This is a genomic window from Geobacillus sp. 47C-IIb, from assembly GCF_014679705.1.
GTDB lineage: Bacteria > Bacillota > Bacilli > Bacillales > Anoxybacillaceae > Geobacillus > Geobacillus thermodenitrificans.
This window is the reverse complement of record NZ_CP061473.1, coordinates 1,387,463-1,411,163: the sequence shown is the minus strand read 5'-3', so window position 1 is coordinate 1,411,163 and position 23,701 is coordinate 1,387,463. Positions and strand designations below refer to the sequence as shown.

Annotated in this window: 26 protein-coding genes and 1 riboswitch; of the genes, 19 read left to right on the top strand and 7 right to left on the bottom strand. The window is 50.3% G+C overall.

The genetic code is table 11. The features are described from left to right. Positions 1–10: 10 nt before the first annotated feature. From IC804_RS07275 to IC804_RS07255, 5 genes are all read right to left on the bottom strand, one after another. Positions 11–1,078: a Ger(x)C family spore germination protein gene (locus IC804_RS07275; RefSeq protein WP_081157408.1), complete on the bottom strand. Its 1,068-nt coding sequence runs from the start codon at positions 1,076–1,078 to the stop codon at positions 11–13. After that, the gene (locus IC804_RS07270) at positions 1,075–2,124 is read right to left on the bottom strand and encodes a GerAB/ArcD/ProY family transporter (protein ID WP_223812910.1); all 1,050 of its coding nucleotides are present in this window, start codon (positions 2,122–2,124) and stop codon (positions 1,075–1,077) included. Before IC804_RS07270 ends, IC804_RS07275 begins: the two co-directional genes overlap by 4 nt. Before the next feature lie 59 nt (positions 2,125–2,183). Continuing rightward, positions 2,184–3,653: a spore germination protein gene (locus IC804_RS07265; protein WP_029761817.1), complete on the bottom strand. Its 1,470-nt coding sequence runs from the start codon at positions 3,651–3,653 to the stop codon at positions 2,184–2,186. An 89-nt stretch (positions 3,654–3,742) separates the two neighbouring features. Further along, complete coding sequence (locus IC804_RS07260) at positions 3,743–4,078, bottom strand: spore coat protein (RefSeq protein ID WP_008880249.1); 336 nt, start codon at positions 4,076–4,078, stop codon at positions 3,743–3,745. 16 nt (positions 4,079–4,094) lie between these two features. Beyond that, positions 4,095–4,352, bottom strand: coding sequence for a hypothetical protein (locus IC804_RS07255; protein ID WP_008880248.1), 258 nt, complete (start codon positions 4,350–4,352; stop codon positions 4,095–4,097). Between the two features lie 163 nt (positions 4,353–4,515). On the opposite strand from IC804_RS07255, the gene IC804_RS07250 reads away from it, so the two are divergent. Then, a complete protein-coding gene (locus IC804_RS07250) occupies positions 4,516–5,433 on the top strand; it encodes a proline dehydrogenase family protein (protein WP_029761818.1) in 918 nt (305 codons plus the stop codon). A 104-nt stretch (positions 5,434–5,537) separates the two neighbouring features. On the opposite strand, the gene IC804_RS07245 is transcribed toward IC804_RS07250, so the two are convergent. After that, a complete protein-coding gene (locus IC804_RS07245) occupies positions 5,538–5,687 on the bottom strand; it encodes a YuzL family protein (protein ID WP_008880246.1) in 150 nt (49 codons plus the stop codon). A 184-nt stretch (positions 5,688–5,871) separates the two neighbouring features. Between IC804_RS07245 and IC804_RS07240 the strand changes: the two genes are divergently transcribed. From IC804_RS07240 to IC804_RS07185, 12 genes are all read left to right on the top strand, one after another. Then, positions 5,872–8,259, top strand: coding sequence for a 3-hydroxyacyl-CoA dehydrogenase/enoyl-CoA hydratase family protein (locus IC804_RS07240; RefSeq protein WP_081157407.1), 2,388 nt, complete (start codon positions 5,872–5,874; stop codon positions 8,257–8,259). Positions 8,260–8,287: 28 nt separating this feature from the next. After that, positions 8,288–9,460 carry an acetyl-CoA C-acetyltransferase gene (locus IC804_RS07235; protein ID WP_008880243.1) on the top strand — a complete coding sequence of 391 codons (1,173 nt, stop codon included), beginning with the start codon at positions 8,288–8,290 and terminating at the stop codon, positions 9,458–9,460. 78 nt (positions 9,461–9,538) lie between these two features. Continuing rightward, a complete protein-coding gene (locus IC804_RS07230) occupies positions 9,539–11,323 on the top strand; it encodes an acyl-CoA dehydrogenase family protein (RefSeq protein ID WP_008880242.1) in 1,785 nt (594 codons plus the stop codon). A 121-nt stretch (positions 11,324–11,444) separates the two neighbouring features. Further along, on the top strand, positions 11,445–11,822 hold the full coding sequence (locus IC804_RS07225; protein WP_081157406.1) for an arsenate reductase family protein: 378 nt from the start codon (positions 11,445–11,447) through the stop codon (positions 11,820–11,822). Positions 11,823–11,915: 93 nt separating this feature from the next. Further along, a complete protein-coding gene (gene gcvH / locus IC804_RS07220) occupies positions 11,916–12,299 on the top strand; it encodes a glycine cleavage system protein GcvH (RefSeq protein ID WP_008880240.1) in 384 nt (127 codons plus the stop codon). Between the two features lie 74 nt (positions 12,300–12,373). Then, positions 12,374–12,613, top strand: coding sequence for a YusG family protein (locus IC804_RS07215; protein WP_008880239.1), 240 nt, complete (start codon positions 12,374–12,376; stop codon positions 12,611–12,613). Between the two features lie 94 nt (positions 12,614–12,707). Further along, positions 12,708–13,067 (top strand): ribonuclease M5, encoded by a 360-nt coding sequence (locus IC804_RS07210; RefSeq protein ID WP_008880238.1) that lies wholly within the window; start codon positions 12,708–12,710, stop codon positions 13,065–13,067. A 50-nt stretch (positions 13,068–13,117) separates the two neighbouring features. Beyond that, the gene (locus IC804_RS07205) at positions 13,118–13,378 is read left to right on the top strand and encodes a thioredoxin family protein (RefSeq protein WP_253264543.1); all 261 of its coding nucleotides are present in this window, start codon (positions 13,118–13,120) and stop codon (positions 13,376–13,378) included. 153 nt (positions 13,379–13,531) lie between these two features. Then, positions 13,532–13,879 (top strand): hypothetical protein, encoded by a 348-nt coding sequence (locus tag IC804_RS07200; RefSeq protein WP_008880236.1) that lies wholly within the window; start codon positions 13,532–13,534, stop codon positions 13,877–13,879. 75 nt (positions 13,880–13,954) lie between these two features. Further along, positions 13,955–14,064, top strand: a riboswitch (SAM riboswitch). A gap of 92 nt (positions 14,065–14,156) precedes the next feature. Then, positions 14,157–15,185 (top strand): methionine ABC transporter ATP-binding protein, encoded by a 1,029-nt coding sequence (locus IC804_RS07195; RefSeq protein WP_081157405.1) that lies wholly within the window; start codon positions 14,157–14,159, stop codon positions 15,183–15,185. Further along, the gene (locus IC804_RS07190) at positions 15,175–15,843 is read left to right on the top strand and encodes a methionine ABC transporter permease (protein WP_008880234.1); all 669 of its coding nucleotides are present in this window, start codon (positions 15,175–15,177) and stop codon (positions 15,841–15,843) included. Before IC804_RS07195 ends, IC804_RS07190 begins: the two co-directional genes overlap by 11 nt. A gap of 15 nt (positions 15,844–15,858) precedes the next feature. After that, positions 15,859–16,710: a MetQ/NlpA family ABC transporter substrate-binding protein gene (locus IC804_RS07185; protein WP_081157404.1), complete on the top strand. Its 852-nt coding sequence runs from the start codon at positions 15,859–15,861 to the stop codon at positions 16,708–16,710. A 225-nt stretch (positions 16,711–16,935) separates the two neighbouring features. On the opposite strand, the gene IC804_RS07180 is transcribed toward IC804_RS07185, so the two are convergent. Then, positions 16,936–17,223: a hypothetical protein gene (locus tag IC804_RS07180; RefSeq protein ID WP_223812909.1), complete on the bottom strand. Its 288-nt coding sequence runs from the start codon at positions 17,221–17,223 to the stop codon at positions 16,936–16,938. A gap of 112 nt (positions 17,224–17,335) precedes the next feature. On the opposite strand from IC804_RS07180, the gene IC804_RS07175 reads away from it, so the two are divergent. The 6 genes from IC804_RS07175 (at position 17,336) to sufB (ending at position 23,177) form a co-directional block, all read left to right on the top strand. Then, the gene (locus IC804_RS07175) at positions 17,336–17,698 is read left to right on the top strand and encodes a carboxymuconolactone decarboxylase family protein (protein WP_060476228.1); all 363 of its coding nucleotides are present in this window, start codon (positions 17,336–17,338) and stop codon (positions 17,696–17,698) included. A 308-nt stretch (positions 17,699–18,006) separates the two neighbouring features. After that, entirely contained in the window at positions 18,007–18,786 is a 780-nt protein-coding gene (gene sufC, locus IC804_RS07170; RefSeq protein ID WP_011888136.1) for a Fe-S cluster assembly ATPase SufC, read from the top strand. Positions 18,787–18,803: 17 nt separating this feature from the next. Next, a complete protein-coding gene (gene sufD / locus IC804_RS07165) occupies positions 18,804–20,117 on the top strand; it encodes a Fe-S cluster assembly protein SufD (RefSeq protein ID WP_008880230.1) in 1,314 nt (437 codons plus the stop codon). Beyond that, the gene (locus IC804_RS07160; RefSeq protein WP_008880229.1) at positions 20,114–21,334 is read left to right on the top strand and encodes a cysteine desulfurase; all 1,221 of its coding nucleotides are present in this window, start codon (positions 20,114–20,116) and stop codon (positions 21,332–21,334) included. The genes sufD and IC804_RS07160 overlap by 4 nt, the downstream gene beginning before the upstream one ends. Beyond that, entirely contained in the window at positions 21,324–21,758 is a 435-nt protein-coding gene (gene sufU, locus IC804_RS07155; RefSeq protein ID WP_008880228.1) for a Fe-S cluster assembly sulfur transfer protein SufU, read from the top strand. Before IC804_RS07160 ends, sufU begins: the two co-directional genes overlap by 11 nt. Positions 21,759–21,779: 21 nt before the next feature. After that, a complete protein-coding gene (gene sufB, locus IC804_RS07150) occupies positions 21,780–23,177 on the top strand; it encodes a Fe-S cluster assembly protein SufB (RefSeq protein WP_008880227.1) in 1,398 nt (465 codons plus the stop codon). The last annotated feature ends 524 nt before the right edge of the window (positions 23,178–23,701 follow it).

Below are 23,701 nucleotides of genomic sequence, written 5' to 3'. Positions count from 1 at the left end.
ACAGGGATGCTTATTCGATGATTCCGGTGTCGCGAATCGTCACGTCAGCGGTGATACGGATCGGAAGTTGACTGTAATGCTTATAAAAATCGCGGTGGCGAAACTGGCGGTAACGGCTCGCGGCCAGATCACCGAAGCCGATCGGATCGATTTGCTTTTCTTGAAAACGACGGAGAAGCGCCTCCGTTTGCGAACGAATTTGTTGTTCAAACGTTTTTTCGACAGACCGGCGGACAGCGGACGTGAACGGCCCATGTTTATATTCGCGTACGATTCCTTCAAGAGCAATATGAACATGAATATGCGGACGAGTTTTTGGCCCTGAAAAGGAAATGGTCCGTTTTGTCGAGATATTTTTAATTGATACGTATTTTTTATTGTTTAATCGGACCGTATGGGTGCCTTCACTATAGCCGTCAGCTACGATTTTAAAGTAGAACATGTCACTTTGCCCAATTGTATCGACTACCCGATCGCCGCGAAAGAGAACAACGCCAATCACTTGTACATCTTCACCAACCCGGCGTATATAGGGTAAAAAAGGATCTTTTCCATCAGCATAGTACGTTTTTAAAAATAAATGTAAATTGGTTTTTGGCAAATCGCGCCGCTCTATATTTTGTTTTAGTAAGTTGGAGAGATAAATACCGTTTCCTTGCCGGCCGTAATTTCCTTCTAGCAAATGTTTGGCCGTCCCATCGACCACTGCTAAATACAGTCTCGTCCCGATGCTTGCATCACGACGGAATTGATCGATAAAAGGAAAAATTCCTTGTTTGGCTAGTTGCTTTCCGTACAAGGCGATCTCAATGCTTCCACTGACGAGTGGCTCGGATGTTTTGTATTGCAGTTCTTCAAGCACGTCTTTCGCTGTGGAGGAAACCGTTGTCAACGTTTTGTTCGCTGTCTCCCCTCTTTTGTAAACGGGAATGACAATGGTTCCCCGAATTTTCTCTTTTCCTGCCTCATCAAATCCGACCGCGCTTTCAATATTGATATCATCCAAAATTTCTTTGCGAACACAGCCACAAAGGAGGACAACGGTGACCCCAATCAACAGAGCGGTCCGCATGCTCATACGTTTCCTCTCACTTTCTTTACGATATACGTGATGCCTGCGAGGCAAGGAATCCATATATAGAGAAAATAAAAACCGGCTCTGTTTAAAATGGTGTTGGCGAAATCGATTTCGGCGCGGTCGTCAATCCATAACGTACAGAAAAAACAAATCGTTGTAATGACTAGTAAAGCCATTTTTTGGCGAATCGAAAAAAGTTGTTTGCATATACGTGAGGAACACCATAAGCCTAAGCAGATGTTCGGCAAAATAATCAGCAGCCAGTTGGCGATGCCGATATATTCGAAGCGTTCAATAAACGGCAATTCAACCACTTTCCACATCATTAACGTCGGCCAAATTTGCCGCTGCAGTTGGTTTTCACTAAAGTAGGCCAACGTCAATATGGTAAGCAACGTATAAAACAATGTCGTCGTCAGTACGGCAGCATGCGCCCATTTGGCCGATTGCTTTCCGCCTTTTATAAAAGGGTAAAAGAACAAAACCGTTTCGTATCCGAGCATCGTCAATGTCATTTGCTTCGCTGCCTTCAAAATGGCTGAAGGGGAATGATCGAAGATCGGAAGTAACTGGTAAAAGTCGCTATAATCAAGGACAAACCAAAAGGTAAACACTAAATAGCTCGGAATGATCAGGAAAAAAAAGCAAATGCCGACAACGATCCGGAATCCGCCAAACGTAATGTATAAACAAAGAAGAAACAATGCGAGGGAAAATTCCCATGTTTTCAAGTCAGGAAACATCCATACTTGAACCACTTCGATATATGTGTTCAAAACGACAAACGGTATGATGGCAAAGTAAAGGACAAGCAATAACGAAAGGACTCCTCCAACCCAGCGGCCGAAAAGGCGCTGATGAAGGAGGACGAAATCGCCATCTGCTTGTTGCAACAGCCAGTATATCAAGATGAGAATGAGATGGGACGAAGCGCCGGCCAGCAGGACGGAAATCCACGCATCATGTCCGGCGGTTTCCGCGATGATCCGTTGAAACCCGAGCACTCCGATACCGATTTGCATGGACATAATGATAAAAAAAGTCATGAAAGGTGAAACTTGTAGACGTTCGGCAACAGAAGCCATCGTCGTCCTCCTATCAGTTTTCACTCGTCGATGTCTCGTTTTTGTTTTGCCTTTTTCCCATCAAAGCGAATGGGCTGCTCGGTTCGCAATGTTTCCGGCCGTTTGGATTGGCTTGTAAACGGCAGGCGGACCAACGCGTCTTTTAAATCCCGCCAACGCGGCGGATATAAAGGGGAAAGGAACGGACGCCCGAGCGAAGTCAAGTAAAGCAGATGGGTCACGATAATACAAAAACAAAAGGCAACGCCAAGCAGCCCCCATATCTCGGCGAACAGGATAAATGGAAAACGCATCAAGCGAATCGTGTTCCCGATTTTATAAACGGGGGTAGTAAAGGAAGCCAATGCGGCGAGCGCCACTAAGATGAGCAAAACATTACTTGTCAAACCGGCCTCAACAGAAGCGGTTCCAATGACAATCCCACCGACGATACCGATCGTTTGGCCGACTTTTGTGGGGAGCCGTGCCCCGGCCTCCCTTAATAGCTCAATCGTCAGTTCGAGAAACAGCACTTCCAAAATAGGCGGGAACGGAATTTCCCTTCTCGATGTAATTAAGGTGCCGAGTAAATCTTTTGGAATCAATTCGTAATGATAGTTCAACGTCGCTACATACATCGGCGTAATCAAAATAGAAAAGGTGACCGAAAACAGGCGGATGAGACGGAAAAACGATGCGACCGTCCAATTGAGAAAGTAGTCTTCAAAGGATGAAAAAAATTCCACTAACGTCGTTGGACCGATCAATACGTGTGGCGATCCATCTACCATAATCGCCACTTTTCCTTCGGCCAGTACGGCAGCGACTCGGTCCGGGCGCTCCGTATCGAGCAGCTGCGGAAAGGGAGAGTGTCGATTGTCCGAAATGATTTGCACGATATAAGAGCTGTCAATGATCTCGTCAAATTCCACTTCCTCGATGCGCTGAAGAACCGTTTGGACGTTGTCGGGATTGGCAATGCCATCAATATAAACAACCGCCACTTTCGTTTTTGACAACGTTCCGACCGTTGTCATTTTGACCGTCAAACGGTCGATCGGAATTCGTTTGCGCAATAAAAATAAATTCGTTTCCAACGATTCAATAAACGACTCTTTTGGACCAACGACGCTAAATTCTACTTCGGGAACGGTGAGTGCACGCTCCAATGTTTTTTGCGCCTTTACGAGCAGCCCGGTTTCGTCCGTTTCATGAAGGCGGATGAATAAATATCCCTCGAGCAATTTTTCCTTCACATTATTAGGGTCGCTAGAAATATATGCATCGTCGATTGGAAGAGCTCGGTGGATCTCTTCTAAAGATGAAAATGGACAATGAAACAAGTAAGGAAAAATAGAGCGAGCAACAAATTCCATATCAACCATCGGCTCGACATACGACACCCATAGATAGAGACCGGCTGTATCGTTCCGGTACACTTTTGTTTGGAAATCCGTCGAGCTCCCTAATGTTTGCAGCGTTGTCCATACGGATGGAGGTGGAGCTGTCATCCCTCTCCCCCTTCGTGTTCAGAATTTCTGCTTTTCAGACGTGAAAGAGGATGTCCGCACGCAATAGCGGGCATCCCCGTTTGTTCCCTTCACTGCAGTTGATTTCCTTGATAAGGGAACTGGTTTGTATATCCTTGGAACTGTTGGTATGTTTGTTGAAGCTTTTGCGGATCGGCTGCTTCGAGCTTGTACCAACCTTTTTTGAACATTAAATTGAACAATTCACGCTGGCAATTTTGCGTTTCTGTAAAAATGTTCATCATATCTTGATATAACGGTTGGTTGCTCGCCTCATGCAAAAACACGCTGTAGGACAACGTCATATACTTTTCCGTCGCCAACATATCGTTCAAAAAGTCGCGCTCATTCATTTGCGGTGTTTTTGGCACTTGTGTTTCTGGATTTTGCACTTGTCTTGTGTTCATGCGACGCTCCTCCTTATTACATGACTGGCGGTTGCGGTGGGTTTTGTAAATGGCGCAAAATCATATTGTAATGGCGCTGATGCATTTGTCCGGCGCGCTCGATCGCCTGCGCCACCTCGGGATCGCGGCATTGCGAGGCGAAAAAGTGCGCTTTTTTGGCTGCCAGCAAATTCCACGACATCATATCGGAAAAATACATGGCGTCTTTCGATGACACCATTTGCGGCGGTTGCGGCATCGCCGTTTGTGGATTCATTTGTGGTTGCTGCTGCATCGTCTTTTGCTCCTTTCACTCATTGTTCGCTTGTAGATTATCCAGTGAGTGGAAAATTATACACAAATAAAAAATAAACAGCAGGGAAAAAACATATTCAATGACGTGAAAACGTGGTACAATAAAGATGTGAATGCGTTTTCAAACAAGGGGGCTTACAACTGTGGAGCAGCTGATGCGAGACTTTTTCTTGTTCCTGTCGAAAAATAAAACGTTGACGAAGTTGGCGAAGCAATACGGCCTCCGCTTCGGCGCTTCAAGATTTGTCGCCGGCGAAACGATTGATGATGCGGTGCGTGTCATCCGCCAGCTAAACGAAAAAGGGTTAGCCGTCACGGTCGACTATTTAGGGGAGTTTGTCGACAATGAGCGGGAAGCAAACGAGATGGCAAGGCACTGTCTTGAGGCGATTGAGGCGATTAGCCGGGAGAAATTAAATTCGCAACTGTCGTTGAAAATGACATCGATGGGGCTTGATATTTCCGATGACCTTGTGATGCGCAATATGCGCCGCATTTTAGATGTGGCGAAGCAGCGTGGCGTGTTTGTGACGATTGATATGGAAGACTACTCGCGCTGCCAAAAGACGCTCGATATTTTTAAACAGTTGAAAAAAGAGTACGATAACGTCGGCACGGTGCTGCAGGCGTATTTATACCGAACCGAAAAAGATATTGAAGATTTAAAGTCATACCGCCCGAATTTGCGTCTCGTCAAAGGGGCATATAAAGAATCGCCGGAAGTGGCGTTCCCAGAAAAAAAAGATGTGGATGAAAATTTTAAAAAGATCATTAAACAACATTTGCTTAACGGCAACTATACGGCGGTGGCGACGCATGACGACGCCATCATTGAATATACAAAGCAGCTTGTTAAGGAATACAACATTCCAAACAGCCAGTTCGAGTTTCAAATGCTATACGGCATCCGCCCGGAGCGCCAAATCGAGCTGGTGCGCGAGGGGTATACGATGCGTGTGTACGTCCCGTACGGAACGGACTGGTACGGTTATTTTATGCGCCGGCTTGCTGAGCGTCCGGCCAATGTAGCGTTCGTCTTAAAAGGGATTATTCGGAAGTAGGGGAGGCGGAGGGCGGCGGGAGCGCCGCCTTTGTTGGTACGATCGGCTTTGGCCGATGACTTCCCTGCGTTATGCATCAGAGGGGGACTAAACGCCGCCGGCGTTTAGTCCCCTTGCATATTGTGCTTTTTATACTGTTGGTTTTGGCTTGTCTGTTTGCCGCCGCCGTCCGCTTCAACCGTCGGGCCGGCGTTTCCTTTCACGCTTGCTGCGCTAACGCCGCCTTTTGACGGATTTTTTTTCAACCGAGCCATCACCTTCACCTCCTTTTCCTAGTATGAACAAAAACCGAGCTGCGATGTGGGAAAAAATATGCAGCAAATATATTGCGAAAATTAATAACATACTATATATTTAAGTGTAGAGAACGTTTTCACATTTATTTTTTTCACCGAAAAATGAATGACGGCTCATTCAATGGTGTAAGGGGGAACAGGAATGGTGAAACGCATTCGGCGCGCTGCTGTGCTTGGGTCTGGCGTCATGGGCTCGGGCATTGCTGCTCATTTGGCAAACGTCGGCATCCCAACGCTGTTGCTTGACATTGTGCCGCGGGAATTAACGAAGGAAGAAGAAGCGAAAGGATGGACGCTTGAGCATCGACAAGTGCGCAACCGTCTCGCCAATCAAGCGCTGCAAAAACTGTTGAAACAAAAACCAGCGCCGCTCATGGCGAAAGACAACATTGCGCTCATCGAAACGGGCAACTTTGAAGATGATCTCCATCGGCTCGCTGAAGTCGATTGGATTATTGAAGTCGTCGTTGAAAACTTAGACGTGAAAAAAAGTGTGTTGGCCCGCGTTGATGAAGTGCGGACGCCGGGAACGATCGTCAGCTCGAACACGTCCGGCATCTCGATTGCAGCGATGGCGGAAGGGCGTTCGGAGGACTTTCAAAAGCATTTTTTAGGCACGCACTTTTTCAACCCACCGCGTTATTTAAAGCTGCTGGAAATTATTCCGACCGAGCAGACAGACCCGGATGTCGTCGCCTATATGAAAACGTTCGCCGAGGAGGTGCTCGGCAAAGGCGTCGTCATGGCGAAAGATACACCGAACTTTATCGCCAACCGGATCGGCACGTATGGGCTGCTTGTCACGGTCCGTGAGATGATGGAAGGCGGGTATAGCGTCGGTGAAGTTGATTCGGTCACTGGACCGCTAATCGGACGGCCGAAAAGCGCAACGTTCCGCACGCTTGATGTTGTCGGACTCGATACGTTTGTACATGTTGCAAACAACGTGTACGAAAACGTCGAGGGAGAAGAAAAAGATGCGTTTCGCGTGCCGGAGTTCATGAAAGCGATGCTTGGAAACGGCTGGCTCGGCAGCAAATCCGGACAAGGCTTTTTCCTCAAACAAGGAAAAGACATTCTCGAGCTCAATTACATCACGATGCAATACGAACCACGCAAAAAGTTGGTCACGCCGGCGGTGGAGATGGCGAAGCAGGCAAAGGGTGCGTCCGCCAAGCTGCAAACGCTCGTGTACGCCGACGGTGACCGCGCGGGCACGCTTTTATGGAACATCATCGCGCCGACGCTTCTGTATACCGCTCAGCTCGTCGGTGAGATCGCTGATGACATCGTGGCGATCGACCGAGCGATGAAATGGGGGTTCGGCTGGGAACAAGGCCCGTTTGAATTGTGGGATGCGATCGGATTGGAACGGTCGGTGCGGAAAATGCAGGCTGAAGGGCGTGACATCCCGGCATGGATTACAAATATGCTTGCCGATGGCGCCACGTCGTTCTATAAAACGGAGAACGGCCAATTGTTCTATTATGCGCCTGACGGCTATAAAGTAGTGGAAGAAAACGAAAAAATCGTTCATATCCGTCGTCTGAAAGAGACGCGCGGCGTCATCAAGAAAAACGCCGGCGCAAGCCTCATTGATCTCGGTGATGACGTGGCGCTCCTTGAGTTCCATTCACCGAACAATGCGATCGGCACCGACATCGTGCAAATGATCAACGAATCGCTTGATGAAGTGAACCGCAACTACAAAGGACTTGTCATCGGCAACCAAGGGAAAAACTTCTGCGTCGGCGCGAATCTCGCGATGATGTTGATGGAAGCGCAGGACGAAAACTTCTTTGAACTCGAACTGGCAGTTCGGCAGTTCCAGCAAGCGCTTCTCAAGATGAAGTACAATCCGAAGCCGGTCGTCGTTGCACCGTTTGCCATGACGTTAGGCGGCGGGGCGGAAGTGAGCTTGGCAGCTTCTCACATCCAGGCAGCGGCCGAGACGTACATGGGGCTTGTGGAAGTCGGCGTCGGTTTGATTCCGGGTGGCGGCGGCAACAAGGAGTTGTACATCAAACGGTTGAACAGCCTGCCAAACGGTGCGGATGTCGATTATGTTAAAGTGGCTGCCAAAACGTTTGAAACGATCGCTATGGCGAAAGTGTCGACGTCAGCGGCTGAAGCGCGTGAGCTCGGCTTCTTAAACAGCCGCGATGGCATTACGATGAACAGCGATCATCTCCTTTACGAAGCGAAACAAGCGGTGCTCGCCTTATATGAAGACGGCTATCGCCCGCCTGTAAGGAAGAAAGTGCCGGTGGCCGGCGAAAGCGGCTATGCCGCCATGTTGCTTGGCGCGCAATCGATGTTCCATTCCGGCTACATTAGCGAGCACGATTTGAAAATTGCCAAAAAGCTGGCGTACGTCTTGGCTGGCGGCAACGTGCCATACGGAACGGAAGTGGATGAACAATACTTGCTCGACCTTGAGCGCGAAGCGTTTTTAAGCTTGATCGGCGAGCCAAAGACGCAAGCGAGAATGCAACATATGCTTGTCAAAGGAAAACCGCTCCGCAACTAAGGCGGATGAATGTTGAGGGGGGATTGGCGTGAGAGAAGCGGTGATTGTCGCAGGAGCGCGCACACCGGTCGGGAAAGCGAAAAAAGGGACGCTCGCTCATGTGCGGCCGGATGATTTGGGAGCGCTTGTCGTCAAAGAAACGCTAAAACGAGCAGGAAACTATGACGGGAATATCGATGACTTAATTATCGGCTGCGCCATGCCGGAGGCGGAGCAAGGACTCAATGTCGCCCGCAACATCGGGGCGCTCGCCGGTCTGCCGTATACCGTGCCGGCGATCACGATCAACCGGTATTGTTCGTCCGGTTTGCAGGCGATCGCCTATGCAGCTGAACGGGTGATGCTTGGTCATTCCGATACGGTCATCGCCGGCGGAGTCGAATCGATGAGCATGGTCCCGATGATGGGGCATGTCGTCCGCCCGAATGCCCGCTTGGCGGAAGAAGCGCCAGAATATTACATGTCGATGGGGCATACGGCCGAGCAAGTGGCGAAAAAGTACGGCGTCAGCCGTGAGGACCAAGATGCGTTTGCTGTGCGCAGCCATCAGCGGGCGGCGAAAGCGCTGGCCGAGGGGAAATTTGATGAGGAAATCGTACCAGTAGAAGTGACGGTGCGCAAAGTAGAAAACAACAAACTCGTCGAAGAGAAAGTGGTCTTTACGCAAGATGAAGGGGTGCGCCCGGACACGAACATGGAGACGCTCGCGAAACTGCGCCCGGCGTTTGCCGTCAATGGCACGGTCACGGCAGGAAACGCGTCGCAAATGAGCGACGGGGCCGCGGCGGTGATGGTCATGGATCGCGAAAAAGCAGAATCGCTCGGCTTGAAGCCGCTTGGCAAGTTTCGTTCGTTCGCCGTCGCCGGCGTGCCGCCGGAAGTGATGGGGATCGGTCCGGTCGCGGCTGTGCCGAAAGCGTTGAAACTGGCCGGTCTTGAGCTGTCCGATATCGGCCTGATCGAGTTAAACGAAGCATTCGCGTCTCAATCGGTCCAAGTCATTCGCGAGCTTGGTCTCGATGAAGAGATCGTCAACGTCAACGGCGGGGCGATCGCGCTTGGCCATCCGCTCGGCTGCACTGGCGCGAAGTTGACCTTGTCGTTGCTTTACGAAATGCGGCGCCGCAACGTCCAGTTCGGCATTGTTACGATGTGCATTGGCGGCGGCATGGGGGCCGCAGGCGTCTTTGAACTGCTGTGATGTGAAGTCAATAGAAAATGAAGCGGGCGGCGCTGCCGCCCGGGCAATCACACGATATTTGGGGGAGGAAAAGAAACAATGGCAAAAACGGTCGAAAATGCGATTCAAGGCGGCAGCTTTTTAATTGAGGACATTCCGGCGGAGCGTGTGTTTACGCCGGAAGATTTCACCGATGAGCATCAAATGATCGCCAAGACAACGGAAGAGTACGTCAACAACGAAGTGCTTCCGCAGCTCGAGCATCTCGAAAACCATGAGTTTGACCGCTCGGTGAAACTGCTTCGCAAGGCGGGCGAACTTGGGCTGTTAAGCGCCGATATCCCGGAGGAGTACGGTGGGTTAGGACTGGACAAAGTGAGCTCTGCCATCATTGCCGAACATATGGCGCCGGCCGGCGGTTTCGCCATTTCGCACGGGGCGCACGTCGGCATCGGATCGCTGCCGATTGTCTTGTTCGGTACGGAAGAACAAAAACAAAAATATTTGCCGTATTTAGCGACTGGAGAAAAGATTGCCGCTTACGCTTTAACCGAACCGGGCTCCGGTTCCGACGCGCTTGGAGCAAAAACGACGGCGAAATTGAACGCCGAAGGGACGCATTACATTTTAAACGGTGAAAAACAATGGATCACCAACTCCGGCTTCGCTGATGTGTTTGTCGTTTACGCGAAAGTGGACGGCCAGCATTTCACCGCGTTCATCGTCGAGCGCGACTTCCCGGGCGTCTCAACCGGTCCGGAAGAAAAGAAAATGGGGATTAAAAGCTCGTCAACACGGACGCTCATTTTGCAAGATGTGCCGGTGCCGAAAGAAAACGTGCTCGGTGAAATCGGCAAAGGCCATGTCATCGCCTTCAACATTTTGAACATCGGCCGCTATAAACTCGGTCTCGGGGCGGTCGGCGGGGCGAAACGGGCGCTTGAAATCACGCTGAAATACGCCAACCAACGCCAGCAATTCAAGCGACCGATTTCGAAGTTTACGCTGACGCAAGAAAAATTCGCGACGATGGCAGCGCGGCTGTACGCGGCGGAAAGCTCCGTCTACCGCACGGTCGGTTTGTTCGATGAACGGATGGGCTTGCTTGATGCGGAAAAAGCGAAGGACGGCAAAGAAATTGCCAAGTCCATCGCTGAATATGCGATCGAATGCTCATTGAACAAGTTTTTCTCCACTGAAGTGCTCGATTACATTGTTGATGAAGGGGTACAAATTCACGGCGGCTACGGCTTTATGCAAGAGTATGAAATCGAGCGCGCTTATCGCGATTCGCGCATTAACCGCATTTTTGAAGGGACGAACGAAATCAACCGCCTGCTCGTGCCGGGCATGTATTTGAAAAAAGCCATGAAAGGCGAGCTGCCGCTCTTCCAAAAAGCGCAACAGCTGCAAGAAGAGCTCATGATGATGACGGCCGAGGAACCGGGTTCAGGGGTGCTTGAGCAAGAGAAATATTTGGTGCGCAACGCGAAAAAGATCGCTTTGATGGTCGCTGGCTTAGCGGTGCAAAAATACGGTCAACGGATCGAGGAAGAACAAGAAGTGCTTGTCAATATCGCTGATATCGTTTCCAACATTTATGCGATGGAATCGGCGCTTTTGCGCACAGAAAAAGCGATTCAAGCGAGCGGGGAAGAGAAAAACAAGCAAAAAGTGTTGTATACGCAAATTTTCTGCCAAGAGGCGTTCAATGAAATCGAAGCCCATGCGAAAGAAACGCTCGTTGCCGTGGAGCAAGGCGACACACTTCGGATGATGCTCGCCGCTCTCCGTCGGTTGACGCGTCATACCCCGATCAACGTGATCGCGAAAAAACGCGAAGCGGCTGCAGCCCTCATTGAAGCGGAACAGTATATTGTGTGATAATAGGAAGTACCAGGTTTGTCCTGGTACTTCTTTCTGTCAGAAGCAGATAGCAATGGTTCGGAAAAACGGGGACAACCGATCAATTGTTTCCGTTAACAGTTCTAGAGGAGGGACGGCCATGGCGTTGACGTTGTATTGGTATCCGAAATGCGGGACGTGCCGGAAGGCGAAGCGGTGGCTTGATGAGCACGGGATCGAGGTGCAAACGGTGCATCTTGTCGATGAGCCGCTGACGAAAGAGGAGCTCGCCCGCTTGCACCGTCAAAGCGGGTTGCCGCTTAAAAAATTTTTTAACACAAGCGGGATGAAATACCGCGAACTCGGATTAAAGGACAAGCTTAACGGCGCATCGGAAGAAGAGATGCTTGAGTGGCTTGCTTCGGACGGGATGCTAGTAAAACGGCCCATTTTAACGGGCGGCGAACGGGTTGTTGTCGGGTTTCGCGAGCAAGAGTACGAATCGTTTTTCGCCGGACGCCTGTCGGCAGAAAGATAAAAAATTTTAATAAAATGCGACGAACTCGGTGAGTTTTTGTCCAAAATCGGTTATGATGAAAAAGGAGATAATTTGTCGCAATGGAGGGATTCCATGAACACGCCAAAAGAACTTCGCTATTCAAAAGAGCATGAGTGGGTGCGCGTCGAAGGAGACAAAGTGCGCATCGGCATTACCGATTTTGCCCAATCAGAGCTTGGCGACATCGTGTTTGTTGAGCTGCCGGAAGTTGGAACGGAAATTACGGCGAATGAGCCGTTTGGTAGCGTCGAATCGGTGAAAACCGTCTCGGAACTGTATGCGCCGATCAGCGGCACGATCGTCGAAGTGAACGAATCGTTAAATGACAATCCGGAATATGTGAACGAATCGCCGTATGAAAAAGCGTGGATGATTGTTATTGAACCGAAAGATTTAAGCGAAGTCGACAACTTGTTGACGGCTGAACAATACGCGGCGATGGTGAACGAAGGATAAACGTTCCTGCAATCTTCGCCCCCGATCCGGACACCCTATACATACCGGAACTTGATTAAAAAGGGGGGCTCCCGATGGCGCTGCAATCAACGCGCATCGATATTACGGATCGGGTAACCGGCAAGCTGAACGGCCGCTCGCTGGACTTGTACGAGGAAGGCGAGCTCATCGGACGTCTTCCTCTTCCGGCAGCGGGCGTTCAGTTGAAAAACGGGTATACCGAGCAGAACGGAAAAATCTATAAAGATGTGACCGCTACCGTTGAACCGGATCAAAAATATGTCGATTGCGACGGGGAGGCGGGTTGGTGTTAAAAGGCAACGGTGGATGGCCGTTGCTTTTTTTCAACTTTTTGTTGGCGCAGAGCATACAATATGGTAACCTTTTTTGAAGTTAGGTGGGTCGGACATGCGACGGGCAGAAAAAGTGATTATTGTAGAAGGGCGATCGGATAAACAAAAAGTGTCAGCCGTGCTGAACGAACCGGTCGTCATTATTTGTACGAACGGCACGATCAGTGATTCGCGCCTTGAGGAGCTGGCCGACGAGCTTGAGGGTCAGGACGTGTACGTGCTGGCAGACGCTGATGAAGCAGGAGAAAAGCTGCGCCGGCAATTTCGACGGATGTTTCCGGAAGCGGAACACATTTATATTGACCGGACGTACCGCGAAGTGGCCGCTGCTCCGCGTTGGCATTTAGCCCAAGTGTTGCTGCGCGCCCATTTTGACGTCCGCATCGACTCGTTAATGAAGGGAAGAGGCGAGTGAAACCGATTGAACGAACAGAGATACAACAGACAATCACTGAACAGCCGCTTATGGCTCTTTATTTGTACACCCCGCTGTGCGGCACGTGCCAGCTGGCGAAACGAATGTTGACGGTGGTGGAGGAGTTGTTTCCGGCGCTGCCGTTTTACGAAACAGACGTGAATTATATCCCGGAGCAAGCAGTCGTTTGGAAAATTGAAAGCGTTCCTTGCTTGCTTCTTTTTGTGGACGGAACGATGGTGGGCAAATGGTATGCGTTTCATTCCGTTCCGTACTTGTATGAGGAAATTCAAGCTCGGTTGCCGCGCTGACTACCTGCCTTTTTTTGACGCCATTTGACATATTTCTTTGGAAATGACAAAAATAGCGTTGGTTCGCCACAATGACTGTCGAGATTTTTGTAAAGGATTCCTCCCCCTCCGTATGGAAATAAAGGGAACAAAGGGAAATGGGGGGGATGGTCAATGGAAATGCATCAGTTAGTGGGACAGTTTATGGAACGGATGCAAACGTTGCGTCATTTGTTGCCGATTTTGCCGGATGAGCAGTTGTATGTTCGGTTTGAGAGTGAAGAAGGTGTTGCTTTGTTGGCGATCGGCAAGGAGCCGACTGCCCCAGAGATAGGAAATGACGAACGCCACACGTTAACGGTGCGCGGTTCAAAGAAAGCGCTTGAATCGCTGCTGAGCGGCGAGCTGAAGCTGCAGCAGCTCGTCCGGCTGCAAGAAGTGTCTGTGTCGGGAAGCTTTCGCCACATGTTGCTGCTTGAATCTCTCCTCCATTTGGCCAAGCCGTATCGTCATGTTGGGTAAAAAATTTTGTTGACACCGTTCGACATACAATGATACAATCACACTCGTAATCAATTGAATAGGCAAATGGTTGTGCTCTTATCAAGAGAGGTGGAGGGATGTGCCCAATGAAGCCCGGCAACCGTCAGCGAGTCTGCTGAAAAGGTGCCAATTCACACAAAGCGGCCTGCTTTGAGAGATAAGAGACGGAACGGTAGACAAATACCTTTCTGTTCTCTGCGGGCAGAAAGGTTTTCTTTTTGCGCTCTGTTGCCTTGGGAAGAAGGAAGGTGAAACGGTGATTCAACTTAAACAAGTGACAAAAATTTATCATGCGGCGAATGGATCGGTAACAGCTGTCGACAATGTGTCGCTCGATATTCGCGAAGGGGAAATTTTCGGGATTATCGGTTACAGCGGCGCGGGGAAAAGTTCGCTCATCCGGCTGTTAAACGGGCTGGAAAAGCCGACGAGCGGCCAGGTGGTCGTCGCCGGCCGCGATATGGCGCGCATTAAAGGACGGGAGCTGCGCAAGGCGCGCCAAGAAATCGGGATGATTTTCCAGCACTTCAACTTGCTTTGGTCGCGTACGGTGCGGGAAAATATTGCGTTTCCGCTCGAGATCGCCGGCGTTCCGAAAGAGGAACGGCAAAAGCGGGTTGATGAGCTCATCCAGCTTGTTGGGCTCGCCGGGCGGGAAGACGCGTATCCGTCGCAGTTAAGCGGCGGACAAAAACAGCGGGTCGGCATTGCTCGGGCGCTTGCCAACAACCCGAAAGTGTTGCTTTGCGATGAAGCAACATCGGCATTGGATCCACAAACGACGGATGCGATTTTGGACTTGCTTGTCGATATTAACAAGCGGCTCGGGCTGACGATCGTGCTGATTACGCACGAAATGCATGTGATCCGTAAAATTTGTGACCGCGTGGCGGTGATGGAAAGCGGCAAAATCGTCGAGCAAGGCGAAGTGTTGCACGTCTTCCGCAACCCGCAACAGCCGATTACGAAACGGTTCGTTCAACAACTGATCGAACCGGAGGAAACGGAAGAGGCGGTTTCCCATTTGTTCGGCCAATACCCGAACGGGGTGATCGCGCAGTTGACATTTGTCGGCGAAGCAGCTGGCCAGCCGCTCATCACGCAAGTCGTTCGGCAATTTACGGTTGAGATCAACATTTTGCAAGGGAAAATTTCGCAAACTCATCAAGGCGCCTACGGTGTGCTGTTTGTGCACATCGACGGCGCGGCGGACGAAATCGCCCGGGTGCTTGACTATATTCGCAGCCAGCAAGTGGCGGTGGAGGTGATTCATGATGCTCGCTAACCTCCTGCCGAACGTGCAATGGGAGACGATGTGGGCGGCGACGGTCGAGACGTTGTACATGACCGGGATGGCGGTCGCGGCGACGTTCGTCATTGGGATTGTTCTCGGGCTGCTTTTATTTTTAACGGCGAAGGGAAACCTATGGGAAAACCGGTTGGCCAATATGATCATTGCTGCGTTCGTCAATATTTTTCGTTCCATTCCGTTCATTATTTTAATTATTTTGCTCATCCCGTTTACTAAATGGCTTGTTGGGACAATGCTTGGGGCGAATGCGGCACTGCCAGCACTCATCATTGGTGCAGCTCCGTTTTATGCCCGTATGGTCGAAATCGCCCTCCGCGAAATTGACAAGGGGGTCATTGAAGCGGCGAAGGCCATGGGCGCCTCGACATGGACGATCATTTGGAAAGTCCTGTTGCCAGAATCGCTTCCGGCGCTTGTCTCCGGGATTACTGTCACCGCTGTGTCGCTTGTCGGCTACACGGCGATGGCTGGCGTTGTTGGCGCCGGCGGGCTGGGGAACTTGGCGTATTTGGAAGGGTTCCAGCGCAGTCATAACGATGTGACGTTTGTCGCGACCGTGTTGGTGCTCATCATCGTTTTTGTCATTCAGTTTATCGGTGACTTTGTCACTTCGAAAATTGATAAACGATAAAGGGGGCAGAAGGAAATGAAAAAATGGCTTGGTGCTTTGTTGGCTGCCGTCTTGGTGTTCGCTTTAGCAGCGTGCGGCGGCAACAAGGACGAAAACGCTGCTGGCGGGGATAAAGGCGGCGAGTTGGTCAAACTGAAAGTCGGTGCGTCGAACGTGCCGCATGCGGAAATTTTGGAACAAGCGAAACCGCTGTTGGAAGAAAAAGGCATAGACTTGGAAATTATCACGTTCCAAGACTACATTTTGCCAAACAAAGCATTGGCGGACAAAGATATTGACGCTAACTATTTCCAACATATCCCGTACTTAGAAGCACAAATGGAAGAACATGGTTACAATTTCGTTAACGTTGGCGGCATCCATATCGAGCCGATCGGCTTGTACTCCAAAAAATATAAAAGCGTCGAAGAACTGCCAAATGGCGCGACGATCATTATGAGCAACTCGGTTGCCGACCATGGCCGCATTTTATCGATGCTCCAAGAAAAAGGGCTCATCAAGCTGAAAGAAGGCGTCGACAAAACGAGAGCGACGGTTAACGACATCGTGGAAAACCCGAAAAAATTAAAGTTTAAAGCCGATGTAGACGCTGGATTGCTGCCGCAAGTTTATCAAAACGGGGAAGGCGATGCCGTGCTGATCAACGCGAACTATGCGCTTGATGCCGGCTTGGATCCGGCGAAAGACCCAATCGCCGTCGAATCGCCGAAAGACAACCCGTACGTCAACATTGTGGCCGTGCGCAAAGGCGATGAAAACCGGAAAGAAATTAAAACATTGGTGGAAGTGCTGCAATCGAAAGAAATTCAAGACTTCATTACCGAACAATACAAAGGCGCTGTCATTCCGGCAGCGGAAAACAAGTAATCAACGGGAGCGTTTCGCTCCCGTTTTTTTTTTTTGAACAACGAAGCCGACGTTCTGCCCTTGTGGAACACGGCAGAGGGAAAGAAGAAATTCATGGGTGTCAGACGGTACTTGATCAGAAAAGAGAACCGATCGAACAAGGTCTCTCTAATGAACCGTCTTTTTCCCCCGCCCTTATAGCGGACAATGAAAAAGGATGTCTTGCTGTTGAGACATTCTCCTGAATCACTGACGGTTCAAGCGCTCTAACACGGCAGCGAGCATGACGATGATCAGGCAGTTTTGCCAGGTGATCACCACGGCCAAGCTGAATGTGCCATCGCCTTGTTCACCGACGATGTTGCCGATGGCGATCCATGCCAAAAACGGGGCGAACGCAGCAGTCAAAACGAAGATGACCGAGCGAACGCGATTTCCCTCTTTCCAACGAAGCGATGGTGCGATGGCGTCGATGTTGGCGCTTCGGAAACGGCGTGTTTTTCCATTCGCTTTCTGTATGATTCGGTGTTTCATTTCCGTTTCCTCCATGCATACTAAAAAGGCATGAAACGCTTCTCCGCTTCTGCTCAGGAGGCGGGATGGAATCTTCTCGGTTCAATATGGAAAAAGAAGGAGGAAACCGAAGATGAACAACGGAATACAGACATCCGTCGAAGCTGCACTTCTTCATTATAAGGAAGGAATCGGAACGTTTACGAAAAAGATGCCGACGATTGCTGAACGGTTTCATGCGTTTACCGAGGCTTGTTTTGCCGAGGGAGCGTTGACGAAAAAAGAAAAGCAGTTGATCGCCCTTGGCATCAGCCTAGCTACCCAAGATGAATATTGCACCATTTACCATACGAAAGGATGTCTTGATGAAGGGGCATCGGAACAAGAAATTTTGGAAGCGTGCGCAGTGGCGGCGGCGTTTGGCGGCGGTGCGGCAATGAGCCAAACGGTGACGCTCGTGCAGGAATGCGTCCGTGAGCTGCGGACGACCCATTAGACGCCAGCAATGGTGTTTTTGTTGGCAAACACATTCGATTTCAGCCGGCGCCTTATGATTTCAGCCGGCTTTTTTTTGTAAAAACTCGTACAAATAGGTCGTTTTCGTGTAAAATATAAAAAGCGTTGTCCAATTCCCTCTCTTCTATGGGTAAGTTTTACATATGTACACAGTGGAAAAGGCAGCGGAAAAGTTGCGAACACTTTTCATTTGTTATAAGATTGTAATGAGAATAAAATGAGAATGAACAATCGCTGGGTCAAAAGCGAGCTTACATTATTTTTACGCAAAAACTGGAGGTATGCTTTATGGCCGTATTAACGATTCAAAATCTCCACGTATCAGTGGAAGGAAAAGAAATTTTAAAAGGGGTTGACTTGGAAGTTAAAGGCGGGGAAATTCACGCCATTATGGGTCCGAACGGAACGGGGAAATCGACGCTGTCATCGGCCATTATGGGCCATCCGAAATATGAGGTGACGGCAGGCACGATTACGCTCGACGGCCAAAACGTTCTTGAGATGGAAGTAGATGAGCGGGCGCGTGCCGGTTTGTTTTTGGCGATGCAATATCCGAGCGAAATCAGCGGGGTGACGAACGCCGACTTTTTGCGGTCAGCCATCAACGCTCGTCTTGGTGAGGGCAATGAAATTTCGCTCATGAAATTTATCCGCAAGCTCGATGAAAAAATGTCGTTTTTGGAAATGAACCCGGATATGGCGCACCGCTATTTGAACGAAGGGTTCTCGGGCGGGGAGAAAAAGCGGAATGAAATTTTACAGCTGATGATGCTTGAGCCGAAAATCGCCATTTTGGACGAGATCGACTCCGGATTGGACATTGACGCATTAAAAATCGTCGCCAAAGGCATTAACGAAATGCGCAGCAGCGAATTCGGCTGTTTGATCATTACCCACTATCAACGGTTGTTGAATTACATCACCCCGGACTATGTACACGTCATGATGCAAGGGCGCATCGTGAAATCGGGCGGTCCGGAACTGGCACAGCGGCTTGAGGCGGAAGGGTACGATTGGATTAAGAAAGAATTGGGCATCGAAGACGAAACGGTCGGGCAAGAAGCGTAAGCGTTAGGAGGAGGACTATGGCGACAGAAACGAAAATTCCATTCGATGAAACATACATCCGCACGTTCTCAAGCGAACGCGGCGAACCGGACTGGCTGACCGAGCGACGCCTCGAAGCGCTCGGGAAAGCGGAACAGCTGCCGCTGCCGAAACCGGACAAAACGAAAATTGACAAGTGGAACTTTACTGACTTTGGCCGCCATGTGGTCGACAGCGCACCGTATGCGAACCTTGATGATTTGCCGGAGGCGGTCAAGGCGCTGATTGAAGCGGGCGAAGGAACGACAAATTTATATGTGCAGCGCAACCATACACCAGCGTATGTTTCGCTCTCTGATGAGTTGAAAGAAAAAGGAGTCATCTTCACCGATATTTTCACGGCTGCTAGGGAACATGGCGATTTGCTGAAGAAATATTTCATGACCGATGCGGTTAAGCCGGATGAGCACCGTCTTGCCGCGCTGCATGCGGCGCTGTTAAACGGCGGAGTGTTTGTGTACGTTCCGAAAAACGTCGAAATCGAAACACCGCTCCAAGCCGTCTACATTCAAGACGAGGACGACATCGGCTTGTTTAACCACGTCATCGTTGTCGCAGAAGACAACAGCCGCGTCGTATTCGTTGAAAACTATTTATCGGCGAGCGATGAAGGAAAAGCGGTCGTCAATATTGTCGCCGAGGTATTTGCCAATGCGAACGCGCGCGTCTTTTTCGCCGCGGTCGACCATTTGGCCAAAGGCGTGACGACGTATGTCAACCGACGCGGCGTTGCTGGGCGCGACGGGCGAATCGAATGGGCGCTCGGGCTGATGAATGACGGCAACACCGTGTCGGAAAATATCACTCGCCTCATCGGTGACGGATCGTTCGGGGATACGAAAACGGTTGTCGTCAGCCGCGGCGAGCAAGTGCAAAACTTTACGACAAGCGTCGTTCACTACGGGAAACATACGGAAGGTTATATTTTAAAACACGGCGTCGTCCGTGACAGCGCCACTTCGATTTTTAACGGCATCGGCAAAATTGAGCACGGCGCGTCGAAGTCCAACGCCGAGCAAGAATCGCGCGTGTTGATGTTAAGCGAAAAAGCGCGCGGCGATGCGAACCCGATTTTGCTCATTGATGAAGATGATGTCATGGCAGGCCACGCGGCATCAGTCGGGCGCGTCGATCCTATTCAATTGTATTACTTAATGAGCCGCGGCATTCCGAGAAACGAAGCTGAACGGCTGATCATCCATGGCTTTTTGGCGCCAGTCGTTGAAGCGATTCCGCTTGAAGGTGTGAAAAAACAATTAATCGAAGTGATTGAAAGGAAAGTTCAATCATGAACGTGAAAGAAATTCGTTCGTTGTTTCCCATTTTGCATCAACAAGTGAACGGCCATCCGCTCATTTATTTTGACAGTGCGGCGACATCGCAAAAACCGCTGCCGGTGATCGAAGCGCTCGACCGCTACTACCGCGAGTACAACTCGAACGTCCATCGCGGCGTCCATACGCTCGGAACGAAGGCGACCGATGCGTATGAAGGAGCGCGCGAAAAAGTGCGTCGGTTTCTTAATGCCAAATCGGCACAAGAGATCATCTTTACGCGGGGGACGACAACGGCGCTCAACTTGGTCGCTTCGAGTTATGCGCGCGCCAACGTCAAAGAAGGCGATGAAATCGTCATTACGTACATGGAGCACCATAGCAATTTAATTCCATGGCAACAAGCGGCGAAACAGACCGGAGCGACATTGAAATATATTCCGCTGCAAGAAGACGGAACGATCGATCTCAAGGATGTCGAGGCAACGGTGACGCCGGCGACGAAAATCGTTGCCATCGCCCATGTATCGAACGTGCTCGGTACGATCAATCCGGTTCGGGAGATCGCCCGCATCGCTCACGATCGCGGCGCCGTTGTCGTTGTCGACGCGGCGCAAAGCGCTCCGCACATGAAAATTGATGTTCAAGAGCTCGGCTGTGATTTTCTCGCGTTTTCCAGCCATAAAATGTGCGGACCGACCGGAGTTGGCGTATTATATGGAAAAAGAGAACTGTTGGAGCAAATGGAGCCGATCGAGTTTGGCGGCGAAATGATCGATTTTGTCGAGCTGTATGACTCGACATGGAAAGAGCTGCCGTGGAAGTTTGAGGGCGGCACGCCGATCATCGCCGGCGCGATTGGTCTCGGTGCGGCCATCGATTTCCTCGAACAAGTCGGGTTGGACGCCATCGCCGCTCATGAACACGAGTTGGCGCAATATGCACTCGAACGGCTGGCTGACATCGAAGGCGTTACCGTCTACGGGCCGAAAGAACGGGCCGGGCTTGTGACGTTTAACATCGAAGGGGTGCACCCGCACGATGTGGCGACGGTTCTTGACGCGGAAGGAATCGCCATCCGCGCCGGCCACCATTGCGCCCAGCCGTTGATGAAATGGCTTAACGTGACCGCAACCGCCCGGGCGAGCTTTTACCTGTACAATACGAAAGAGGAAATCGATACGTTTATCGCTGCATTACAGAAAGCGAAGGAGTACTTCAGCCATGTCTTCTAATCATCCGTTAGACCAGCTTTACCGCCAAGTCATTATGGATCATTATAAAAACCCGCGCAACCGCGGCGTGCTTGAGGGGACGAACGTCGATATCAACATGAACAACCCGACGTGCGGCGACCGCATTCATTTGACCATGAAAGTGGAGGACGGAAAAATCGCTGACGTCAAATTTGAAGGGGAAGGCTGTTCGATTTCGATGTCGTCAGCGTCGATGATGACGCAGGCCATTAAAGGGAAAAACGTCGAAGAAGCGCTTCGGCTCGCTCACATTTTTTCGGACATGATTCAAGGCAAGGAATACGACGATTCGCTCGATCTTGGCGACATCGAGGCGCTTCAAGGTGTTTCGAAATTTCCGGCCCGCATTAAATGTGCGACATTGGCGTGGAAAGCGCTCGAAAAAGGGTTGCATGACCATTAAGATGAAGGAAGGTGAACCACGATGGCGAAAAAAGCACCAGAAATCGGCGAATATAAGTATGGCTTCGTCGATAAGGACGTTTCCATCTTCCGCGCCCAGCGCGGGCTGACGCGCGAAGTCGTCGAAGAAATTTCGCGCATGAAAAACGAGCCGCAATGGATGCTCGAGTTTCGCTTAAAAGCGCTCGACATTTTCTACAGCAAACCGATGCCGCAATGGGGCGGCGACTTGTCGAGCCTGGACTTTGATGAGATCACGTACTACGTCAAACCGACGGAAAAATCGGGCCGTTCGTGGGACGAAGTGCCGGAGGAAATTAAAGCGACGTTTGATAAGCTCGGCATTCCAGAGGCGGAACAAAAATATTTGGCCGGGGTTTCGGCGCAATACGAGTCGGAAGTTGTCTACCATAATATGAAAGAAGACTTGGAAAAACTCGGCGTCATCTTTAAAGACACCGATTCAGCCCTGAAAGAAAACGAAGACTTGTTCCGCGAACATTTTGCGAAAGTGGTGCCGCCAACGGACAACAAGTTCGCGGCGTTGAACTCGGCTGTTTGGTCGGGTGGTTCGTTCATTTACGTTCCGAAAGGCGTTAAAGTCGAAACGCCGCTGCAAGCGTATTTCCGTATCAACTCGGAAAACATGGGGCAGTTTGAACGGACGCTCATCATCGTCGATGAAGGAGCACACGTCCATTACGTTGAGGGCTGTACGGCACCGATTTACACGACGAACTCGCTCCACAGCGCGGTCGTCGAAATCATCGTCAAAAAAGGCGCGTACTGCCGCTACACGACGATTCAAAACTGGGCGAACAACGTCTTCAACTTGGTGACGAAACGCGCCGTTTGCGAAGAAAACGCGACAATGGAATGGATCGATGGCAACATCGGCTCGAAGCTGACGATGAAGTATCCGGCTGTCATCTTAAAAGGTGAAGGCGCGCGCGGTTTGACGCTGTCGATCGCCATCGCCGGCAAAGGCCAGCACCAAGATGCTGGGGCGAAAATGATCCATTTGGCGCCGAACACATCGTCCACGATCGTTTCGAAGTCGATTTCCAAACAAGGCGGGAAAGTCACGTACCGCGGCATCGTCCATTTCGGCCGCAAAGCGTCCGGTTCGCGTTCGAACATCGAATGTGACACGCTCATTCTCGACAACCAATCGACATCTGATACGATTCCATATAACGAAATTTTAAACGACAATATTTCGCTTGAGCACGAAGCGAAAGTGTCGAAAGTGTCGGAAGAGCAGCTGTTCTACTTGATGAGCCGCGGCATTTCTGAACAGGAAGCGACGGAAATGATCGTTATGGGCTTTATCGAGCCATTCACAAGAGAGCTGCCGATGGAATACGCCGTCGAGATGAACCGCTTGATCAAGTTTGAAATGGAAGGAAGCATTGGATAATCTTGATCATATCAAGGGTGCAGCGTTCAAACGAAGCGCTGCACCCATCATTTTTTTCAAGTGCCGCTGATCCCACTTCAGTGTCTCATCCTCAATGTTTTGAGTCACATGGAGTGGGTGTCAGCGGTCATTTTTTTCTCCTGAACCGAGAAGTCTCATACCCATGCGTAAGCGGGAGATGAATCGGTGTCTTTTACCAGCCGCGGGATGCATGCAGGCTTGATTGACAACCTCGCATAGGAGAGTCAAGCATCTAGAGCGTTTAAAAATGGGTTTTTCGTAGTCACAAACGAGAAACAGAGAAATGGGGGATTAGGCAGCGGAAGAAGCCTTTCTACGGGGATGCGCCGCAAACGATGTTCTGTTCGTAGAGACAGATTTGACACACGAAAATGAGCAGACGAACATGTTCTTCCGCGTCAGGGTCGAAAATACAACGCCAACTCTTCACATGTCACTCATGTATGATGACGCTCATATATAAATAGAGTAAAGGAGGTGAAATGATATTGTCAAAACATGGG